Source organism: Legionella sp. PATHC039 (assembly GCF_026191275.1).
Lineage (GTDB): Bacteria > Pseudomonadota > Gammaproteobacteria > Legionellales > Legionellaceae > Legionella > Legionella pneumophila.
The window spans coordinates 1,576,496-1,593,974 of record NZ_JAPHOP010000001.1 but is presented as its reverse complement, the minus strand read 5'-3'; the positions used below and the strand labels follow the sequence as shown (position 1 = coordinate 1,593,974).

The window sequence follows — 17,479 nt, the reverse complement described above, 5'->3', positions numbered from 1 at the left end:
CGTGAGAAAAATTATCGCGATTTTGATATTAATTACTGCCAGTTTAAGCATGGCTTTTTCTAAAGATAATTCACTCATTTCAGTAAAAGTATTACCATTGCCCGAAAACAGAGTGCGTATTGATTTTCAATTTTCCAACCCTTTAAAGCAGTTGCCCGCAAGCTTTATTACTCAAAAGCCGCCTCGTTTGGTGTTAGATTTTATCAGCACTGATATGCAAATTCCTTCGGATCAGAAAACTAAAACTATTCAATTAGGCTCATTACACAGTTATAACATTGTTGCTGTTGGTGATAGAGTAAGAGCCATATTGGAACTGGATCGTTCAGTGTCCTATTCTGGCAGTACGGCGGGTTCCGTTTATAGCCTTGTCCTGAATGGTAAAAGCAATGATTTATTTGAAAATAGCAAGGAGGTATTCATAACGAACCAGGTTGTGAACGCCAAGCATGAAATTAAAAGAATTGATTTTCGTGGTATAGAAAAGCAGGGAGGTAGAGTTTTAATTGATGTTTCTGATACGGGTATTCCAATTGATGTGACTCAAGTTGGAAAAGAAATAGTCGTTAATTTTCTGAATACCAAAATCCCTTTGAATTTAATGAAACGCTATGATGTTTCTGATTTTCACAGCCCTGTGCAGATTATTACGATGCAACAGGAAGGCAAAAAGGTTCGCATGACCATCCTCAGCAAAGGGGATTATGGACATTTTGTTTATCAGGTCAATAAACAATTTATGGTCGATGTCTTTCCTTTAACTGCGGAAGAAATTCGTCAGGCGAAATTGAAGAAACAGGTATTTACCGGTAAACGGATTTCTTTGAATTTCCAGAATATTAGTATTCGAGCTGTGCTTCAACTGCTGGCAGATTTTACCGGAATCAATATGGTTGTCAGCGACAAAGTGCAAGGAGATATTACGCTTAGATTAAATGATATCCCCTGGGATCAAGCTCTGGATATCATTTTAACCACACAAGCGCTAGATAAGCGCAGAAAGGGCAACGTCATGTTGATAGATACCAAAACCTCCATGGATAAAATGGAGGAAGAACAACTCAAAAGTCAACAGACAATTGAAAAACTTGAGCCTATCCGATCTGATTTAATACAGATTAATTATGCAAAGGCAGCAGATATTGCTGTTTTGATCAAGGATAAGCAAAACTCCCTATTATCGGACAGAGGAAAAATAAGTGTTGATGCCAGAACGAATACAATCTGGATTCAGGATACTGGTACCAAAATTGAGGAAGTAAGGGAACTGATAAAGCAATTGGATATCCCTGTTAAGCAAGTGCTTATTGAGGCAAGAATTGTTGAAGTAACTAAAGATTTTAGCCAGGATATTGGGATACGCTGGGGGGTATCAAGACCAACTCACTTAAGTGGTACACTGGAAGGTGCTAACGAGTTAGCGAGAGGCACAGCACCAGCCAATGTTGTCCCCTTGGAAAGAAGGTTAAATCTTGATTTGGCAGCTGCTCCTTTAACTGGAGCTACACCGGCCTCGCTAGGTATTGCGCTAGCTAAACTTAATGATAATATTCTGCTTGATCTGGAGTTGTCTGCTTTGGAAAGCGAAGGGCGTGCTGAATTAATATCCAGTCCTCGCCTGATTACTACGAACCAACAGGCAGCAGTCATAGAGTCTGGTGAGGAGATTCCCTATCAGGAGGCAACATCAAGTGGAGCAACTGCTGTTGCATTTAAAAAAGCAGTATTGAGTTTGAAAGTTACCCCGCAAATTACGCCTGATGGTAAAATTTTGATGGATTTACAGATAAATCAGGATACTCCTTCCCCACAAACATTCCTTGGTGTTCCAGCAATAATAACAAAGGAGATTCAGACGAATGTTCTGGTTAATAATGGACAAACCATAGTACTTGGAGGTATTTATAAGCAAGATAAGAACAAGGTAATCAATAGAATTCCTTTCTTTGGTGAGTTGCCTGTTGTCGGTATTTTATTTAGTAATAGACAAATCACATTGAAAAATGAAGAATTACTTATTTTTATTACACCAAGAATAATAACGAATGCCTTATCGATTACAACGATAGAGGGGCGTGAGAAAGATGTTTATAAATAATCAAGATTGGACTAATTTTATCTCATTAATAAAGATAAAAAACATTAGTTTAATAGAAGTGCCTCAACACAACGAACATGTTATAATTAAAATATAGCCCGTTATGATGTAATGGCATTTTGAAAAAAATCGCTCATCAGCGATGGATTGGGTAAAGTTGAAGTATCAACTTCAGCGATGGCAGAAAAGTGTAATAAATAATTATTTTATATGGGTAATTAATGGTTATCCGTTGTAGAATGTCAGAAGTATTTTAGATAGTAATTGGATGTATTCCTAATTTGTGTTATTTACTTTAAATGCTTCAAATAAAAGGTCTTGTGTTATTCTATCGAGGTTGTTGGAGCAGTAAATATCATGAAATCAACTAAGACGTGTATCTAATTTGTTGTTATAATAGCATGGCTAATTATGACAATTCAGTAGAAGAGGTAAGTAAAAAAAAATGAGCATAGTTAAAGTACGAAATATTTTTCTCATTGGTCCGATGGGTGCTGGTAAAAGTACTATAGGACGTGCTTTGGCAAAGGAGCTCAAACTAGAATTCTATGACTCAGATGAAGTAATTGAAGAGCGTGCGGGCGCAGATATATCGTGGATCTTTGATATAGAAGGTGAGGAGGGATTTAGGCGCCGAGAGCAAAAGGTCATTGATGAATTGACTCAAAAAACCAATATAGTATTGGCAACGGGTGGTGGAGTCGTCATTACGCCTGAAAACAGGAATGCCCTGGCAGGCCGTGGAACAGTGATTTATCTCAAAACATCTTTGCAACAGCAATTTGAAAGAACAAAGCGTGATACCAAACGTCCTTTATTACAAACAGAAGATCTTGAGGGACGCCTTGAGTCACTCAGAGATGAGCGAGAACCTTTTTATGATGAATTGGCAGATGTCAGTTTTGAAACAGATAAACTGACTGTAAAAGCTGTTGCAAACAATATAATAAAATACTTATATGGCGAAGTTTGAACTTTATGCCCAGGTTGATGTTTCGATTTCAGGGCATCAATATCCAATAATTATTTGCCGCAATGGTTTAATTGATCCTGATTTAATTAATCGTTTTATCACTTCAAAACAAGTGCTTATTGTTACTAATCGAACAGTGGCACCTTTGTATCTAGGCCATTTGCAATCTGTTTTACCATCAAAACAATGCGATGTTGTTATTCTGGAAGACGGTGAAGAGCATAAAAATCAGCGCAGTTTATTTACTATTTATGATTCTTTGATTCAAAACAAACATCATAGAGATACCTCAATCATCGCTTTGGGCGGGGGAGTGATTGGTGATATGGCTGGTTTTGCAGCTTCTACGTACCAACGAGGTGTGCGATTTATTCAGCTGCCTACTACGTTACTGGCTCAGGTTGATGCTTCAGTTGGTGGTAAAACAGCGATTAATCATCCTGCCGGTAAAAATATGATTGGCAGTTTTTACCAACCTCAAGCGGTCATAATTGATTTAAATACCTTAAAAACATTACCTGAGCGTGAGTTTCGTGCAGGTATTGCCGAGATGATAAAATACGCTTTGTTGGTTGGTGGCTCTTTTTTTGAACGAATTCAAGAGGTTCTGCAACAAGGATTAACGGTACATAGTCCGGAGTTACCACTACTGATAGCAGAATGTTGTCAAGTTAAAGCTAAAATTGTAGAGCAAGATGAAAGGGAATCCGGGTTGCGTGCTTTGCTTAATCTGGGGCATACTTTTGCTCATGCGTTGGAAACGTATACCGATTATAAAAAGTGGTTACATGGAGAAGCCGTTGCCATAGGTTTATATTGTGCGGCTGTATTATCAGAGAAGAAGGGCTTGCTGGATAAACCAATTGTAGACCAGGTAGAAAAGATGCTCATACATGCTGGTTTGCCTCATAAAATTCCAAATTCCATAGATTTAATTCAATTAAGAGAGTTGATGAGTTTGGATAAGAAAATTAAAAATAATTGTTTACGTTTTGTAATGATTAAAAAGCCAGGTGCTTGTTTTATTGATGATTCAGTTACTGAAGATTGTTTGCACAATACACTGATTAATGTGGTAGAAGGAGAACAAAAATGATAGATGGAAAGGAGCCTCTTAATGAGGGAGTTGCCAATCAGCCCAGAACTCTATTCAAACCAGGAGCCTGGCTTGCGAAAGTTGATTTCATTAATCATTTAATTCTCTTTAATAATGTACTAATAACCATTTTGTCAGAGAAAGAGGGAGGAAAAACTTGTTTTAACTCTTTATTGAAAAGCCATTTGAACCAACAAATTAAATCAGTATCATTTAAGGCAGAACCGCCATTTGACAGTCAAGATATTATCAATGAGTTTGCCAGGCAGTTGCATCTTAATAATAAGGATAACAACATTGGTTGTCTTGCAGCACAAATTAATGAAAGAAAAACGCATGTTTTGCTGATTATTGATGATGCACATCAATTGCCTGAAAGTTTTATCAAGGAAGTGATGATTATTATAAAAAATCAGGAAGATTTTGGATTTTTCCATCTTTGTTTAATTTCTGATTATTCTATCGTTGCCACATTGAATAACCTTGCTGTTGAGCCATTTAATAATTTAATACACACAATAGAACTCGGAGCATTAAGCGAGACTGAAACCAGAACCTATGTATTACAACGAGCAATGACTTCTCATTTAATCAACAGGCCACTTACTGACGCCCAATTTAAACAGTTTTATCACTTAACCAAAGGGAACTTATCAAAAATCAATTCAAACCTAGAATTATTTTTATCCAAGTGCGCTAATGAAAAGCAAAATAATAAAAAGGCAATTTTAAAAAGAATAAGTTTAGTTGCGAGCTTCGCGATTGTTGCAGGATTGTCCTATTTTTATTTTGATTATGTCTATAAAGCACCTGATAATACTCCCAAACTGCCAGATTTAGCTTCTGTAACAACACTTCCACCTATAAATGACCTTATAGAAACTCCAACACAACAAGATGCCCCTAAACAAGAATCTGTAAGCTATATTGCTTCATGGGGAGATTCTTCAACGAGGCAGTTAGTGCATTATGGGTTACCCAAAAAACAAATTTTAGATGATTTTATGGATGAAGAGGATACTCTTAATACAGTAGCTATTGTAGATAAGGTCGTTGTCATTCCAAAACTAAAAGCTAAAAACATTTCAGAACAGGTCGGGCAAGCGGTAGTTAGTCAATCAAAATTACCTCCTATTCCCCATTCATCACAAACAAAATTAGCCAGTGAGCAATCAGGCATCAAGAAAATTAATAGTAAGCTGTTTACTATACAATTGGCTGCCAGTCATAAAGTAGAGGATATCAACAGGTTTAAGAACCAAAACAAATGGTTAGCTGAGGCAAAAATAAGACATTTTACCAATCCGAAAGGTAGTTGGTACATATTAACTATTGGTGAATATGAGAGCAGAAATCAAGCTCTGCTAAATATAAAAAAACTACCAGGTGAATTAACCAAACTAAGTCCATGGATACGATCTGTGGAGGGACTTTCAAACATTGGTTAGACTAAGATAATCAGCTTGGATATAGCTGTGAGTTGTTGATTGATTCTGGGAAAATAGGCTTAAATCTGCTAATCTTAACTTAGCTATCAGAATTTTAAGGAGAAAAAGATGTATAAAAGGGTATTGTTTGCTACGGACTTTGATGAGGTTGGGGTGCGAGCAGCTGAGAAAGCTAAAAAAATTGCTGACGAGAATGGTGCTGATTTAATTTTAGTTCATGTTGTAGAGCCTATTCCAGCTTATGCTTACCCAGGTTTTGCTGGATTTGCAGAAGTAGAAATGTCTATTCGTGAGCAAGCTGAAAAAGAGCTGAATGAATTGGCAGAAAAACTTGGTGTAGATGAAAAACATCGTTTTATAGAGTATGGTTCAACTAAAAATGAAATCCTAAGGGTAGCAAAAGAACATAAAATTGATTTAATTGTGACAGGAAGTCATGGAAAACATGGCCTTTCTTTATTATTAGGCTCAACCGCTAATGCAATCTTGCACGGTGCTGAATGCGATGTCTTGATTGTAAGACCTAAAATACACCACTAAGAGCACCTTCTAACTCAAGAAATTCCGTACTACTTGGTAGTACGGATAATGCTTTATAGATTTCTCAATATCTCAGAAAACCAGTATACTATGTGTTTTTTATTCTTCTGATTAAAACGATTCATGAAATTGTTACGCGGTTCTACTCATTTTGCTATATTTGATAAGGGTGCAGTTGCCACTATTGGCAATTTTGATGGCGTGCATTTAGGCCATCAGCATTTGATTAAGGCCCTAAGAGCAAAGGCTGATGAAATGAACTTGCCTTTAGTTATTTTATTGTTTGAGCCTCAGCCTAAAGAGTATTTTCACAGAGAGAAAGCACCAGCACGACTTTCTACCTTGAGAGAAAAAATTGATGTCTTAAACTTATGTCAGGTGGATTACATCTATTGCATCAAGTTTGATGCAAGGCTGGCTCAAACTCCCGCTTTGTATTTTGCTCAGTTTTATTTATTTGAAGCATTGAAAATACGCTACCTTCTGGTTGGCCAGGATTTTCGTTTTGGCAAAAGCAGAGAAGGTGATGTTAATTTACTCAAAACACTAGGTGCTAATTATTCCTGTGAAGTGACAGTGCAATCTGATTTTCTTATAGAAAATGAAAAAATCAGTTCGACGAGAATCAGAGAAGCGTTGCAACAGGGGAATTTGCGTTTCGCAGCCAAGTTGTTGGGAAGGCCATACAGCATGTGTGGGCGTGTTATCAAAGGAGATGGTCGTGGTCGTCAATGGGGGATACCGACAGCCAATTTAGGCATGCATCGTTTATCGATCCCTTTGCAAGGTGTATATGCTGTACAAGTCCATATTAATTCAAATGTTTTTTATGGGGTTGCAAATATTGGAAAGCGGCCAACAGTATCTGGAACCAAAAATATTTTGGAGGTCCATTTATTTGATTTTCACGGGTCTCTGTATGGTCAGCTAGTGCAGGTAATTTTCTTGCACAAACTTCGAGATGAAGTTAAATTCTCAAATGTGGAAGCGTTAATTACGCAGATTAATAGTGACATCATATTGGCAAAGGCCTATTTAAAACAGAATTGGCTTGATAGTGTGATTGATTCATCGAATGATGTTGCGAATGGAATCAATAATACCGTTTAATTTACCCTTAATCCGGGTATTTTTTGTAAGCTCCTTTTGGGCTGTGCAGACGAAACAGAACAAGGGCATTTAAAATTATCAAAAACTTAATGATTTGGCAGAGTAGGCACCTATGGCAGAATATAAAGATACTTTAAACCTTCCAAACACTTCATTTCCAATGAAAGCAAGTTTGTCAGTGCGAGAACCTGAAATGTTGGCGGATTGGCAAGCAAAGGGAATTTATCAGAAAATTCGTAAAGCTCGTGTTGGAAGTAAGCGCTTTATTTTGCATGATGGTCCGCCCTATGCCAACGGGCATCTCCACTGTGGGCATGCGCTCAATAAAATTCTCAAAGATATTATTATTAAATCAAAAACCTTTAGTGGTTTTGATGCCCCCTTTGTCCCCGGTTGGGATTGTCATGGTTTGCCTATAGAATTGAATGTAGAAAAAAAAGTAGGTAAAGCAGGGAGCAAGATTAGTCCAAGAGAATTTCGTGCCAAATGTCGAGAATACGCAGCAAGCCAAATTGATATACAAAGAGACGAGTTTCAACGATTGGGAGTCTTGGGAGACTGGTATAACCCTTATGTGACTATGGATTATCATTATGAAGCCAATATAGTACGAGCTTTAGGTTTAATGATTAAAAATGGTCATTTACAACAAGGCTTTAAACCCATTCATTGGTGTATAGATTGCGGATCTGCCTTGGCTGAAGCAGAGGTGGATTATGAGGATAAAACTTCTCCATCCATTGATGTGGCGTTCTCAGCAGTAAATCCATCCGAGTTCCTTAATTGTTTTGGAACTCAGCCAGCGGTGAAACCATTAATTCTGCCTATTTGGACTACAACGCCATGGACATTGCCAGCTAACGAAGCGGTTTGTTTGCATCCTGAAATTGATTATGCATTGATTGATGCAGGGAATTCTTATTATATCGTGGCTACTGATTTGGTTGAGTCGGTTATGGCGCGTTATGGAATCAGCCATTACAAAACATCGGGCTCCGCTAAGGGGCGAGTCTTTGAGCATTTTAAACTGCGGCACCCATTTTATAAGCGTCAGGTTCCCGTAGTTCTTGCTGAGCATGTGACAACAGAGTCTGGTACGGGTTGTGTGCATACTGCACCTGCTCATGGCCCTGATGACTATTTGGTAGGCCAGTCCTATCAGTTGCCGTTAATAAATCCTGTTATGGCCAATGGATGTTTTGCTGAGAATGTAGAGTTATTTGCAGGTATTCCTGTATTGAAAGCGAATGAAACTATTCTAGCAGTTTTGTCAGAGCGAAATGTTTTGTTAGCTAGTGAATCTATCAGGCACAGTTATCCGCATTGTTGGCGTCATAAATCGCCAATGATATTTCTGGCTACGCCCCAGTGGTTTATCGCAATGGATAAATCCAATTTGCGACAAGCAATAATTAACGAGATAGATAAGGTTAACTGGGTTCCTGACTGGGGTAAGGCGCGCATCAGCAATATGGTTGAAAATAGGCCTGACTGGTGTATATCAAGGCAGAGATCTTGGGGAACACCCATGCCATTGTTTGTGCATAAAACCACCAGAGATTTACATCCTGACACTTTGGAGTTAATAGAGAGGGTTGCTGTGATGATTGAGAAATCAGGTATAGATGCCTGGTTTGATCTGGATAGCTCCGAGTTGCTTGGCGATGATGCCAAACACTATGATAAAATCACAGACACCATGGACGTTTGGCTAGACTCCGGAATATCACATTATAGCGTTTTAAAACATAATAATGATTTAGATTTTCCGGCTGATGTCTATTTTGAAGGATCTGACCAGCACAGAGGTTGGTTTAATTCCTCATTAACAACTGCAGTTGCAATGTATGGAGTTGCTCCCTACAAAACTGTATTGACTCATGGGTATACTGTTGATGCCGAGGGGAAAAAACTATCAAAGTCTAAAGGAAATTATGTTGCTTTAGATAAATTAGTGAATCAGCATGGTGCCGATATTTTAAGATTATGGGTAGCGTCAACTGATTATCGTCATGAAGTAAGTATTTCTGAGGAAATCATTAAGCGTAACGCGGATGCTTATCGAAGAATTCGTAATACAGCGCGATTTTTATTAGCTAATTTATTTGACTTTAATCCAGCCATTGATTGTATTGATGCCAATGAGTTATTAGAACTGGACAGGTGGGCTCTAAAGCGTTGCCAACTTTTACAAGAAGAAATAATTACTGCCTACGAAAATTACCACTTCCATTTGATTTACCAGAAAATCCACAACTTCTGCGCAGTGGATATGGGTAGTTTTTATTTGGATTTGATAAAGGACAGGCAATACACTACGGCAAAAGACAGTATAGCGAGGCGATCTTGCCAAACAGCGATGTATCATATGGTCAAAGCATTCACTATCTGGTTGGCGCCTATCTTATCTTTTACAGCTGAGGAAATATGGCAAACAATACCTGGGAATAATAGCGAATCTATTTTTATTGAGCATTGGTATGATGCCTGGCCAACTATTGACGCAGTGAACATGGAGGATTGGGAACAGCTGCACATCGTTCGTGATGAAGTAAACAAGGCTTTAGAAGAAACCAGGCAAAGAGGTGAAATTGGTTCTGCATTGGCGGCTAAGGTAACTGTTTATGCTGATGCCAAGGCATTACCAAAATTAACGCGTTTAGGCGAGGAGTTACGCTTTTTATTCATTACATCAGAAGCGAAAGCTTGCCCAATTAGTCAATCCCCCAAAGGATTAGCTGTTACTGATTGTGGGGTATCAATACAAGTTACAGCCAGCGTTCACGAAAAGTGTGCTCGATGTTGGCATAGACGGGAAGATGTTGGTCAAAATCAAGAGCATCCTGAACTGTGCTTGCGCTGTGTAGGAAATATCAGCGGATATCATGAAGAGAGGCTTTACATATGAATAAATGGCCTTGGCTTGTACTTAGTTTTTTAGTAATTATTTGCGATCAGCTAAGTAAGTATTGGGTTGGGGTGTTATTAACTCCATATAAACCCATGCCAGTTATGCCTATGTTGAATTTCACTTTAGCTTTTAACACAGGCGCTGCTTTTAGTTTTTTAAGTGGCGCAGGCGATTGGCATAGGTGGTTTTTTGCAGGGTTTAGTTTTTTAATGAGTATTATTTTGCTGATCTGGTTAGTACGTACCCCAGAACAGGCACGATTTCAATCTGTTGGGATAAGTCTTATTCTAGGAGGCGCTATTGGCAACTTGATTGACAGAGGTCTTCATGGTTATGTGATTGATTTTATTGATGTTTATTATAAACACCACCATTTTGCCACGTTCAACTTGGCCGATAGCGCTATATGTATAGGAGCCGCAATTTTAGTTCTGGATTTATTGATTCGTAGGGAATAGAATCAAACTGCCTAGGAAATAATGTCATAAGTTAGTGTCCTCATGTTTGACTATCCTCTAACAGTAGGGTTTGCATTCTGGTTAGATGCAAATAATCCTGAATAAGCACAGAATAGATGGCTATTTTCGCTCAAGATGATCAAAAAAAAGACTTTCTTGGCAGGAGGCTGATCTCTTACAGAAATAATAGTGCCGAAGTGGTTTAGTATCTTAACCCTTTTCTAAGTCAAAATACTATACCAAAGCTTGTCATGCATTAATGGAAAACAACGCTTACCAATCAGAATCGACTTATTTTCAGATAATTGATTGTGCTAACCTGGCTAATCCATTTAGTTGCTTATGGTCAGGGTTATGAATAATTACTGCTGCTACAGCTGGCAAGTTTAGGAAAAGCTCAGCTTCATTCCAGTCAATTTCAGCTGGGAACAGATTTAATCCTGGTATATATTTGCTTAGAGCATTACAAAATGTCAGATTGGCAGGGTAGGGTCGCACTTGTTTAAATCCAATATTCGCTGCGGCCATAGCTTCTGATATGGTAGCTACACTTGGAAAATAGCACATCGAATAAACACTTGCAGTTTGGGCTATAGAAGTTAAAAAGCCGGGGCTAGAGGCAAAATGTACACCCGCCTGGTAGCATTGCTCTAATTGTTGAGTATCAATTATGCCGCCGGCTCCAATTTTTAGAGATGGGTATTGGGTTTTAATCTTTACCAATAAATTGGTATCGGACGAGTTGATCTCCACTAAATCCAAATCGGAATTTGCAATTTGATCGAGCCTGTCAAATAAAAAACTATCGATATCCAATGATATGATTACAGATTGATTACCTAAGATTTTTTCAATAATCATGTTTTATTCCGAAAATTCTGCAATAATCTTTCAATGTTAGAAGACTTGCTGATTGTTGGCAAGGGTATTGATAAGAAAAACAACAATTTGTTTGATGTTGAGGTGGGGGGTAGAGCACCCTGAATTATGATTCTCAGATAATAATCCAGGGTATGGGAGATGAAAGATAATTCTATCTTATGATGTCTTGAATGGAGATAAAGACGGACTAGGATTAAATCGTTGCTCAAGGACTTCATCTGTTTTGCTTCTTATAGAAGTAACACTGGGTTTTGTAGTATCTACCCCATATTGCTCAAGAGTTTGCAGCATACGTTGCATAGTTTGAAACGGTATTGCCCCAGAGCGTGGCACTTCCTTAAGTAGTTCACCAGTAAAATAAGTACGTGCTTTTGGGTCGGCAATTTTAATACTGAGCGCCAGCAGATCATCAAAGGTAACTTTAACATTTTCATTTTTTTTCATTTCATCTATCTTCGTCTTGAAAAAAGTAGTCACTGACGCCAAGCTCGGGGTTGGTTTCGGTGAACTGTTTGTACTTCCTCCGGAAGGTGTTAAGACAGGTGATTCAGTATCTAAAGTTGGTTGGTTGAGTTGATTTAAAGCCACACCAACTGTAGATTGAAGTTTACTTATGTTATTGGCTATTTCTATTTTTTCTTTTCCATTGTCTTCTAATTGTTGTTTCGTGTCTTCAATTCGTTCTTTATGAATGGTTGTTTCTAAACCTTTATTATGATGCACTAATTTCTTGACTGTCATTGGTGTTTCATACTGAAGTTTATGAAAATCATGCTCAGCTTTTTTTTGTTTTTCCGGGCTATCTTTGATAGATTCCCAGTCTTCACCTTGTTTTAAAAGATAAAATTTGCCGTCTTTTTCAAGTATTTTTTGTTCTTTATGGATAGGATAGAATTTACCGCCTAAATTAAACAGTTGTTGATCTTTTCCTATCACGTAATGCGCATCATTTAATGAGGTCACTTCCTGTCCTTTCTCATTAAAAAAGGATTTTTCTTTTCTATGTACTGCAAGCATATCTTGTAGATTTGCCAATTTTAAATTTAATCCATTATGTTTATGCAGCAATTTGGTGGCTTCCTCATTCTTTTCTGGATCTGTGCTGATAATAAGATCATTTATTGTTTCCAATTGTTTTTCCATTTCCAAACTAAGCTTATGAATTAGAGCTTCCATCTTGATGATTGCAAGATCATGTTTAGATTGGCTATAGTCTTTTTGGGCTTTTTCTAATGCTGCGGGATCATTTTTAATGGCATCCCATTGACCTTGTTGCAGGAGATAGAATTGTCCTTCATGTTCTACTACTTCCTGGTCTTTATTAATGGTCAGGTGAGCGTCTTTTAATGAGCTGACCGGGCTACCTTTTTCGTTAACATAGGATTTTTTACCTGTATGAGCGTCATGCAAAACTTGCAGATTAGCCAGTTTTGCTTTTATGTCATGATGCTCACGCTGTAAGGATTGAACGGTTTTCTCATCGCCTTTATGCTTTTCCATCAGTTGCGTGAGTTTCTCACTGTCTTTGCTGAAGGCTTCCATTTTTTCATTAATTTCGGATAGTGATAACTCTTCAGAATCAGTAAGAAGTTTTTCAAATCCTTCCAAATTTTCTTCATAGGTTTTGTACTTGCCTTCAAGATCTTTGCCTTGACTCTCCAGCTTATCCAGTTTTTTTTCTAATTCTTCGCCTTTCTTAATATTCTCTTGAGCACGTTTAATAGCTTTTTCATATTCATCCAGCATTTTTTGAATTTCTTTATCGGCTTGTGAAGTGGATGAAGTGGACTGTTGGCTTGGCTTGCTTGCTTTTTCAGCATTTTTTATGGCTTTTTCATTGTATTCTCGAATAATTTCCTTGACTTTTTCCGCAGCATGGGATTTTTTAGATAAATACCACAAAAACAAAGCGGCCATTAACCGGCGTTTAAAGAGCTCATGCTCCATTCTGTCTTGTTGATTTTGTAGATTGATGTTTCTTTGCAGAGCCATTTGGGCACCTAATTCAGCTATTACGTCTTTACCCGCCGGAGATAAAAGAAATTTTTTGACCTGGGATGCGTTTTTTAACCCTTCTCGTCCCAGATTAATGGTGGAGCCACTGTCTTCCTTAGCCTGTGGATCAAGCAAGGTGGATTCTATCCATTTCTCAAAAGAAGTTTTAAAGGGCTTTACTGGCTCATTGGGTTGAGATTCCTTTTTAGTGGTGGGCATTGATAGCTTATCTTCTTTTTTACTATCCTCAACACGCATTTTTTCTACAACAGGTTCCATTTCCTCGGTTTTTACGGATTCAGGACTCTCTTCTGATGTTTTAACTTGATGTAATTTGTTATCTTTTGCCATAAATAGGATCCTTAATCAATCGCCCCCAGTTATCTTATATTATACACAATGTTGACCAATAAAGCATCAGTTTATTCATGTTTTAACACGATCATGCCATTTACTATCGTGCGATCTTGAGTTTACAACTCATGCATGATTAGAGCCGTTTTTTGCTGAATATTAGTATTTCATCTTAGAAGCAAGTAGCATAATTTGCAAATAAAAACCATGAAATCAATGCGATTAGATTTGGAAGTGTTTAGATAGTCAGTGTATGTTCTTGAGGCATTGTGTTTGGTGTTTGTGTGGTACCACGAAACAGACCTGGAAAATGCAGTTCTTGGGATTTCGGATTATCTTTAACTTTATTGGTAGAGCTCCTTTCCTTCAATAATAAATTGTGTAACAAGCAGTGACTGTCTGAGTGAGGAATTAATTCACAACGTCTGGGATCATTGAAATAGTATTGATTATCCTGCATTATTTTATGTATCAGTATATCCTCATCATGGAATGCCCATTGATATACTTTTCCACGATTTATTTCTATTAAGGAAAGCAAATATTGCTTTAATTCACCCGCTTTGCTATCTATGTGGTTACATAATGTAGTCAGCCCATACGCGCTTGTTGAGAACAAAACTCCCGCTGAATGATCCCAAATCTGCCCGAAGTGATAAAGGATAGTGCCGGCAGAATAAGCAAGAAGTCGGGAAATAGGGTTAATAATAGATAAATTTATTCTTATTGTTAGTGAAAGGGTGTCTATCAGAGGGAGAATTAAAATATTTTTAATCAGCTGCAGAAGGGGTAAAAAAAGCAGCCTTATGATATTAATGCCTATGTTTGAGACTGAATTATCTGAGAAATGGCCAAAAGGGGAAGTAAATCCATAAAGAGGGGAAAGCGTAAATTCAGATATGAAGTTATTTGTGGATGGACGCTCTGCTATATCTATGAGTAATTTCCCAATCGCACGGAAGTTACCTAATACAGACAGTAATTTACGGAAAAAATTGGTAATTCCTCTAAAAGGTACGTGCATTAAAAGCGAACTAGCCTCAAGTAAGGGGATAGTTAAAATAGCTAAAATAAGATCAACACCTGCGGCTAATGTTTGTTTACCCAGTTGTTTTATCAATTTACCACTTTTTTTCCAGCCATTTATAAATCCATCAAAAAAACCATAGTAAAAACCTTCAAAAAAAGGTGCAATCAATAATTTTCCAATATTTATAATATTCTTGCAAAACCACTTGCAAGTCCCAAGGAACCAGTCATCACCCGGGTGCATAATCGTGTCATAGATAGCGGCACCTCCTTTACCTCCAAGAGCAGCATAATTGGTATAAGGAAAGTCACCCATTTCATGTTGTAGTGAAGGAATCGCTTTTGTTAAACCATAACCAAGGCTAAGCGCTAAAGAAACAATAATAGCGATTTCTGCTGGATCTTCTTTCAGGACAGAGACAGCATCGACAAAGAACTTATCCAAATTGCCGCTCACTACCATACCTTGCCAGAGGGTTGCAGAGGCGGAAATAGCTTCAGAAGTCTTGCCATGATTCATTAAGTGAGCTAACTTTTGAACAGGCTCAATTCCATAAATCAAGCCACTTAAGTGCAGCTTTTTTAAAATGTCAGCGAGAACATTGGGTGCTAGTACAGCTCCTGCGCCATAGACATAAGCTGCCATGGCAAGAGTACCAATCATAGGGTTACGTTCGCTAGTGTCTATAAAAAATCCGGCTAAATGGCGTACTACGCCCAAAGCTCTGTGCAAAGGATTTTCATAGGTGTGCACAGTAGGGGGATGATTCGCTCTTGCAATGACATAGGGGCTGTTGTTGATCTGATCACTAATGAACTCTTCAAGAGTTTGACCATTCGCAAGAAGTCCCTGATTTTGGAGCGCTTCATGCAGAGAGGTTCTTTTCATTTTTTTGGATTTTGGACGCTGATCCCTTTCTGAAAGATGTTGTTTAGGGGCATGAGTTGCATGCACATGATTAAAAAACTCTTCATGCAGGTCATGTATGATGAATTGGCTCATGCTTTTGTAAAAACCTTTAAAAAAATCAGGTATACGGGAAATAAATGCTTTGAAACGGAGGCTGATTCTTTCAGGCAAGTAAAGATGTCTTTTGCTGATTTGGCTTAAAATATATAAATCCTCTCCATCCGGCAAAGGATAAAAGAGTTGATCATGAATAAAATATTTAAGATGAACTAGTTTATTTTCGAGTCTTAACAGAACAGTATTTTTTTTTGGCACAATAACCCAATTACCATTAGGTAAATGGCTTAGTAATCTTTTCGCCTCTTTTATACTGTTTACCTCAGTCTGTTGGGCTGAGTTTTCCACTAGATGATTTACCATTGCAGCTAGACTATTATAACCTCTTTGAGGCAGTCCTTTGAGTTTGTAGTAAGGCGTTATTTTGGTGATAGATACTCCATCAGGGCGTTTTTGTATTTCAGTTTTATGACCTGGTTTTTTTGTGATTGCCAGATAATTAATCCAATCGCGACCGTCATTCCAAAGTTTACTTATGAATCGTTCCAGTCTTGCAAAGCGATTGGCCGGGATGTTGTTTAATGCTGGCGCAGGGCAGAGTTGGTATTGCTGACAAATTACCCTGAGCGCATCGTCAAGCTCACTGCTACTGTGCCCAATATGGATTTCACTATCCCAAACAAAACAAGGAGTAACTGGTTTTCCAAGTTGTGTTTTAGTCACTTGGGTAAAGTCCATTTGATCCTGGCGAGAAACAGAAAAAACTCGGTTAAACCGATAATGCTGTGCTGTTCTGTGCGCATCATATAGCATATAACCAAAACTTCCTTCTGAAACCACAGGATTATTGGCTATCATTCGATTGCCGTTCTGGCAATGTTCAATAATGGAAATGATTTTTCTTCTTAACTCCTCCTGTCCAGCATGATCATGAGGTTTTAATTGTCTTTCTTTTTGCAATAGACAGTTTAAGGATCGGATACAAGCATTAGCCAGGTTAATTTTTTCTTCCTGCTCATGGCTTAGGGGTTTTTTATAGCTTGCAGCTTGAACTTTATAGCGATTGACGTGATTTATAACATCAGCAACTAACGAGGATGGTCTGTCTCCCGGAAGAATTTTTAACAGTTCAGGGTTATGAGTGAAGAGCATCAGTTGAACTGTTTTCTTGTTATGATTGGCTATTAAGCGTAGTCTGTCTCCTCCAGGAAGGAGATATTCCATATTATAATTACCATAAAATACTGTACCGGCTTCGTGACTGAAAATACTTCCGGTGATAGTTGGCATCGCTTTGTGTGTGTGCGGAGTAACTCTGAGTGGAATAATAACTTGAGTTTGGCCATCAGTAGTTTCAAAATCAGGCATAAAGATTTATTTGGTTTAATACATGGTAAAAGGATACTGTCATTAATTTAGTGATTTTTTATCGCTTAAGTTGGTTTTGAAGAAAAGTAAAGCCCATGTAAGCTAAAATAATACAAAATCGTTTAATTTAATGCCATTAATGCACAGGGTACTCGAATTGCAACAGAAATTGCAAGTCTGTTTAATGAAAAATTTGGTATCTCTGGAAGTTTTATGACATGACTGTTAAAATGTTTTAAAAATAAACAGG

General features: G+C 37.8%; 11 protein-coding genes. 8 read left to right on the top strand and 3 right to left on the bottom strand.

Annotated features, from left to right (window positions below; translation table 11 throughout):
• The first annotated feature begins 1 nt into the window (after window position 1).
• The 8 genes from pilQ to lspA all read left to right on the top strand — a co-directional run bounded on the left by pilQ (window position 2) and on the right by lspA (window position 10,634).
• A complete protein-coding gene (pilQ, locus tag OQI99_RS07160) occupies window positions 2-2,098 on the top strand; it encodes a type IV pilus secretin PilQ (protein ID WP_061512970.1) in 2,097 nt (698 codons plus the stop codon).
• A 445-nt stretch (window positions 2,099-2,543) separates the two neighbouring features.
• Window positions 2,544-3,071: a shikimate kinase AroK gene (aroK, locus tag OQI99_RS07155; protein WP_010946667.1), complete on the top strand. Its 528-nt coding sequence runs from the start codon at window positions 2,544-2,546 to the stop codon at window positions 3,069-3,071.
• Complete coding sequence (gene aroB / locus OQI99_RS07150) at window positions 3,058-4,167, top strand: 3-dehydroquinate synthase (protein WP_061512971.1); 1,110 nt, start codon at window positions 3,058-3,060, stop codon at window positions 4,165-4,167. Before aroK ends, aroB begins: the two co-directional genes overlap by 14 nt.
• Window positions 4,164-5,615, top strand: coding sequence for an SPOR domain-containing protein (locus OQI99_RS07145; RefSeq protein ID WP_265731592.1), 1,452 nt, complete (start codon window positions 4,164-4,166; stop codon window positions 5,613-5,615). The genes aroB and OQI99_RS07145 overlap by 4 nt, the downstream gene beginning before the upstream one ends.
• Before the next feature lie 108 nt (window positions 5,616-5,723).
• Complete coding sequence (locus OQI99_RS07140; RefSeq protein ID WP_011213360.1) at window positions 5,724-6,155, top strand: universal stress protein; 432 nt, start codon at window positions 5,724-5,726, stop codon at window positions 6,153-6,155.
• 123 nt (window positions 6,156-6,278) lie between these two features.
• Window positions 6,279-7,265, top strand: coding sequence for a bifunctional riboflavin kinase/FAD synthetase (gene ribF / locus OQI99_RS07135; protein WP_265731591.1), 987 nt, complete (start codon window positions 6,279-6,281; stop codon window positions 7,263-7,265).
• A 112-nt stretch (window positions 7,266-7,377) separates the two neighbouring features.
• Window positions 7,378-10,173 (top strand): isoleucine--tRNA ligase, encoded by a 2,796-nt coding sequence (gene ileS / locus OQI99_RS07130; protein WP_265731590.1) that lies wholly within the window; start codon window positions 7,378-7,380, stop codon window positions 10,171-10,173.
• On the top strand, window positions 10,170-10,634 hold the full coding sequence (gene lspA / locus OQI99_RS07125) for a signal peptidase II (protein ID WP_061512976.1): 465 nt from the start codon (window positions 10,170-10,172) through the stop codon (window positions 10,632-10,634). Before ileS ends, lspA begins: the two co-directional genes overlap by 4 nt.
• A gap of 297 nt (window positions 10,635-10,931) precedes the next feature.
• Here lspA and OQI99_RS07120 read toward each other — a convergent pair whose 3' ends face one another.
• The 3 genes from OQI99_RS07120 to OQI99_RS07110 form a co-directional block, all read right to left on the bottom strand.
• Window positions 10,932-11,495, bottom strand: coding sequence for a multidrug DMT transporter permease (locus tag OQI99_RS07120; protein ID WP_265731589.1), 564 nt, complete (start codon window positions 11,493-11,495; stop codon window positions 10,932-10,934).
• Between the two features lie 177 nt (window positions 11,496-11,672).
• A complete protein-coding gene (gene lidA, locus OQI99_RS07115; RefSeq protein ID WP_265731588.1) occupies window positions 11,673-13,862 on the bottom strand; it encodes a Dot/Icm T4SS effector LidA in 2,190 nt (729 codons plus the stop codon).
• Between the two features lie 241 nt (window positions 13,863-14,103).
• A complete protein-coding gene (locus OQI99_RS07110; protein ID WP_265731587.1) occupies window positions 14,104-17,229 on the bottom strand; it encodes a hypothetical protein in 3,126 nt (1,041 codons plus the stop codon).
• Window positions 17,230-17,479: the final 250 nt, after the last annotated feature.

Bases quoted from the DNA above. Each gene is read 5' to 3' on its own strand.
- aroK (WP_010946667.1), top strand. From the start codon at position 2,544: ATGAGCATAGTTAAAGTACGAAATATTTTTCTCATTGGTCCGATGGGT.
- aroB (WP_061512971.1), top strand. From the start codon at position 3,058: ATGGCGAAGTTTGAACTTTATGCCCAGGTTGATGTTTCGATTTCAGGG.
- OQI99_RS07145 (WP_265731592.1), top strand. From the start codon at position 4,164: ATGATAGATGGAAAGGAGCCTCTTAATGAGGGAGTTGCCAATCAGCCC.
- OQI99_RS07140 (WP_011213360.1), top strand. From the start codon at position 5,724: ATGTATAAAAGGGTATTGTTTGCTACGGACTTTGATGAGGTTGGGGTG.
- ribF (WP_265731591.1), top strand. From the start codon at position 6,279: ATGAAATTGTTACGCGGTTCTACTCATTTTGCTATATTTGATAAGGGT.
- ileS (WP_265731590.1), top strand. From the start codon at position 7,378: ATGGCAGAATATAAAGATACTTTAAACCTTCCAAACACTTCATTTCCA.
- lspA (WP_061512976.1), top strand. From the start codon at position 10,170: ATGAATAAATGGCCTTGGCTTGTACTTAGTTTTTTAGTAATTATTTGC.
- OQI99_RS07120 (WP_265731589.1), bottom strand. From the start codon at position 11,495: ATGATTATTGAAAAAATCTTAGGTAATCAATCTGTAATCATATCATTG.
- lidA (WP_265731588.1), bottom strand. From the start codon at position 13,862: ATGGCAAAAGATAACAAATTACATCAAGTTAAAACATCAGAAGAGAGT.
- OQI99_RS07110 (WP_265731587.1), bottom strand. From the start codon at position 17,229: ATGCCTGATTTTGAAACTACTGATGGCCAAACTCAAGTTATTATTCCA.